The organism is Nostoc sp. (genome assembly GCF_036917455.1).
Lineage (GTDB): Bacteria > Cyanobacteriota > Cyanobacteriia > Cyanobacteriales > Nostocaceae > Nostoc.
In genome coordinates this window covers 1-4,130 of the sequence record NZ_JBALDK010000057.1, presented here as the reverse complement: position 1 = coordinate 4,130, position 4,130 = coordinate 1, and the positions used below count along the sequence as shown (strand labels likewise).

Sequence of the window (4,130 nt, the reverse complement as noted above, 5' to 3'; positions counted from 1 at the left end):
GTACAGCGAAGCCGAACCCCTGTATCTGCAAGCTTTAGAACTGAGAAAACGCTTACTAGGAGACAACCATCCCGATGTCGCCACTAGCCTAAACAGTCTCGCAGTACTCTACCAATTTACAGGACGGTACAGCGAAGCCGAACCCATGTATCAGCAAGCTTTGGAACTGACAAAACGCTTACTGGGAGACAACCATCCCGATGTCGTTATTAGCCTGAACAATCTTGCAGTACTCTACCAATTTACAGGACGGTACAGCGAAGCCGAACCCCTGTATTTGCAAGCTTTGGAACTGACAAAACGCTTACTGGGAGACAACCATCCCGATGTCGTCATTAGCCTGAACAATCTTGCAGTACTCTACCAATTTACAGGACGGTACAGCGAAGCCGAACCCATGTATCAGCAAGCTTTGGAACTGAGCAAACGCTTACTGGTAGATAACCATCCCAATGTCGCCAACAGCCTGAACAGTCTCGCAGTACTCTACCATTCTACAGGACGGTACAGCGAAGCCGAACCCCTGTTTCAGCAAGCTTTGGAACTGAGAAAATGCTTACTAGGAGAGAACCATCCCCATGTCGCCACTAGCCTGAACGATATCGCATTACTTTACGAATCTACAGGACGTTACAGCGAAGCTGAACCCTTGTATCAGCAATCTTTGGAATTGTACAAACGCTTACTAGGAGAGAACCATCCCGATGTCGCCAATAGCCTGGACAATATTGCAAGACTCTACCATTCTACAGGACGTTACAGCGAAGCCGAACCCCTGTTTCAGCAAGCTTTGGAACTAAAAAAACACTTACTGGGAGACAACCATCCCGATGTCGCCACTAGCCTGAACAATCTCGCAGCACTCTACGAATCTACAGGACGGTACAGCGAAGCCGAACCCCTGTATTTGCAAGCTTTGGAACTGATAAAACGCTTGCTGGGAGACAACCATCCCGATGTCGCCACTAGCCTAAACAATCTCGCAGTACTCTACTGTTTTACAGGACGCTATAGCGAAGCCGAACCGCTGTATCAGCAAGCTTTGGCAATTTGTGAACGTACTTTAGGTGTAGGTCATCCCCATACAATGACGGTTCGGGGAAATTATGCAAGATTTTTAAGAGAAGCATATCGCTAATGATCGCCTCCTGCACACTACGCGATCGCACCCTTTCAAAAAATCATATCAAATTGATGCCACACAACAGTTGTAGTTCAAATTTTAGCAGAGATCGCCATCAATTCTAACTTCAAACAGCGATACCTTCGGTAAGCTTCGCTAACGCCCCTCTGTAACTTCAAAAGGCGATCGCTTGCTATGATCTCTCAAGAGACGCTGCATTGCAACGTCTCTACATACCTCAGCAATAACCTTAACTAAACGGTAAGGAATTAAGAATTTTGCAGAGTTCTTGCCTAAGTGATGGCTTAGTTAAGGGAATTTAGCGTGATTTCATTCAACAACTGTTATTGAAGCCCCTTCATTTGATGGAGGGATACCTGGTAACTCCAGACAGTATCCAGCACCATACACTGTTTTGATATAGCGGGGGTGGCGAGGATCTGGTTCTAGCTTGGTTCTCAAGTGGCGAATATGGACTCGAATCGTTTCAATGTCATCATCGGGATCGTAGCCCCAAACTTCTCTGAGGATTTCACTGGGAGAAACTGTTTGACCGTGGCGTTGTAATAAGCAGTGAAGTAGCTCAAATTCCAAGTGAGTCAATTTCACCGTGTCATTGAACCAAATTGCCTCAAATCTTTCGGGAACGAGAGTGAGTGAACCATAGTTCAAAATCTCACTATGCTTTGCTGCTTGGGGAATGCGGTCAGTCCGCCGCAAAAGTGCCCGCACCCGTGCCAGCAGTTCTTCAACTTCAAAAGGTTTAGTGAGGTAGTCATCTGCGCCAGCGTTGAAGCCTTCCACCTTATCCTGAGTTTGGCTCAAAGCCGTTAACATTAACACAGGAATCTCAGAGGTGCGATCGTCGCGGCGCAGGCGTTGGCAAACAGTAAACCCATCTACCCTGGGCAACATTAAATCGAGCATGATCAAGTCTGGCTGTAGCTGGAGAGCCAGCGCTTGACCTTTGATGCCGTCTTCAGCTTGACTAACATCGTAGCCAGCCATTTCCAAGTTGACGGCAACTAGTTCTGAAATCGCTGGGTCATCGTCTATGACAAGAATCCTCGGCATTCTTAAAAAATTATTACTACTTATTAAGGATAAATAACAACCTTTGATAGATACAAAGATTTTTGAAGCAATGATGAAAAAGTTTTTAAATCTTACATAAATATTAAGATTAAATGACTATGAAATCAAGACTCAATTACACGAAATCTTATAGTCTATGATGTGTTATACCCCCCCCTACAATCCGTCTTGGTTTTTACAAAACGGTGTGATGATGACTGTATACACTGCTTTGTGGGGAAAACGTCACTGGGAAAGTACTACTAAAGACCCAGAACCGTCTTATCACGAGAAAATCTTTGTTGGTGGCCAAGGTGTGCCAATTTTTGGCTTGGTTGCCATCCCGGAAAATGCTCATAGTACGATTATCGGCACTTATGGCATTACTGGAGAATTACAAACGGAATGGTTTTTGAGAGTGCTGGGGCGTAAAGCTTATGCTCAGGGATACGCTGTGGTGTTATTTGATTGGCGGGCCCACGGCAAAACCGCCGAACTATCCCCAACTCTAACTTCTGATGGTTTGTACGAGGGGGAAGATTTTGTTCGCATCGCCGCCGCCGCTAAGGCAATGGGATGTCCCGGAAAATTTTGGTTTACAGGGTTTTCTTTAGGAGGACAATTGGCGCTATGGGCCGTGAAGGTGGCTGGTGAGGTGATTAGGGAGTATGGAGATTTAGGGCTAGAAGATAGCGATATTGGCGGTGGTATGGTGATTTGTCCGAGTTTGGATTCGGAGCGATCGCTATCTTATCTAGTTACAAAGCCTTTCGGTAGATATTTGGAAGCAGGAATTGCCCAAAATTTAAAAAAACTGGCATGGCGAATCCATGATGCTCATCCTGAAAGCATTGATCCAGCAGCGATTGAACGGGCGAATAGCATTTGGGGTTTTGATAATGAACTAGTAATTAAGCGATTAGGTTTTTCTTCTGTGGAAGCATATTACCAAGCGAGTAGTGCTTTACAAATATTGCCGCAAATCTCGAAACCAACTTTGATTTTATATGCTGCTGACGATCCACTTTTTGACCCAGCTATCATACCGGAATTAGAAGAAGCTTGCGATCGCAATTCCGCAATAGATTTGTTGCTCACTAAGTATGGCGGCCATGTTGGCTATTTGAGTAGTAAAGAGTGCCAACGTCAAGTACAAGATTCCGATCCTTGGTGGGCATGGAATCGGATTTTACAATGGTTGGAACATCAGCGTAATTCGTAATTCGTAATACTTACCTTTGCCAACAAGCAAGCTACGTAATTCGTAATTAAGATTCGTCAGATTAAATCTAATGGGGTATCCTTGGTACGTCTACAGCGTATACGGATGTAAACATGAGAGAGATGGTGAAATAATAAGTGGGATACAGTCAAATCCTAGTTTAATTGCATTAAAACTCTCTACCCTGCGATATACCATTATCTACTAATAAAAGAGTGGTCTTCTATCTCTCAATATACTTTAATTATGCTGATTTCTAATTTTTTTACGCCAAGCAATTACTGGCTTTTCAAAACATAAAAAACCTATTACTGAAAGAAATATAGAAAATAATAGCATTAGCGAAATCCATTTGAAATTCCAGTGTATCCCTAGTTTTTCAAACTCAAAAATAACCAAGTAATGAGATAAAAATAATCCGTAAGATAGATTGCCGAAAAGCTCATCTAAATATGTCCTTTTAACTTTTATTAACAAAGGTAAAATTATAATTCCTAATATTAATCCTATCAATACTTCTCGGTTGTAAGGTAATATTAAACGGGGATAAAAAAAAGTTGCTGCCAATAATAAACAGGAAAAAATTAATGTCCACTTTACTGGTTGATTTGTAGTATTAAGCTGTTACGCAGCTAGATTGGATAATAAGAGATTAAATAATTAATCCAGTATCAGCCACCTATGCCAGCCAAAAATCATCTTTCTGAAGAG

3 protein-coding genes are annotated in these 4,130 nt (G+C 42.8%); 2 read left to right on the top strand and 1 reads right to left on the bottom strand.

Translation table 11 applies throughout. From position 1 onward, the window contains the following. Window positions 1-1,138, top strand: a 1,138-nt coding sequence (locus V7K42_RS06235; RefSeq protein WP_334914521.1) for a tetratricopeptide repeat-containing protein, incomplete at its 5' end; no start/stop codon positions are given. A gap of 315 nt (window positions 1,139-1,453) precedes the next feature. Here the strand turns inward: V7K42_RS06235 and V7K42_RS06230 are convergent. Further along, window positions 1,454-2,197 (bottom strand): response regulator transcription factor, encoded by a 744-nt coding sequence (locus V7K42_RS06230; protein ID WP_334914519.1) that lies wholly within the window; start codon window positions 2,195-2,197, stop codon window positions 1,454-1,456. Between the two features lie 157 nt (window positions 2,198-2,354). Between V7K42_RS06230 and V7K42_RS06225 the strand changes: the two genes are divergently transcribed. Then, window positions 2,355-3,419 (top strand): YheT family hydrolase, encoded by a 1,065-nt coding sequence (locus V7K42_RS06225; protein WP_334914517.1) that lies wholly within the window; start codon window positions 2,355-2,357, stop codon window positions 3,417-3,419. The last annotated feature ends 711 nt before the right edge of the window (window positions 3,420-4,130 follow it).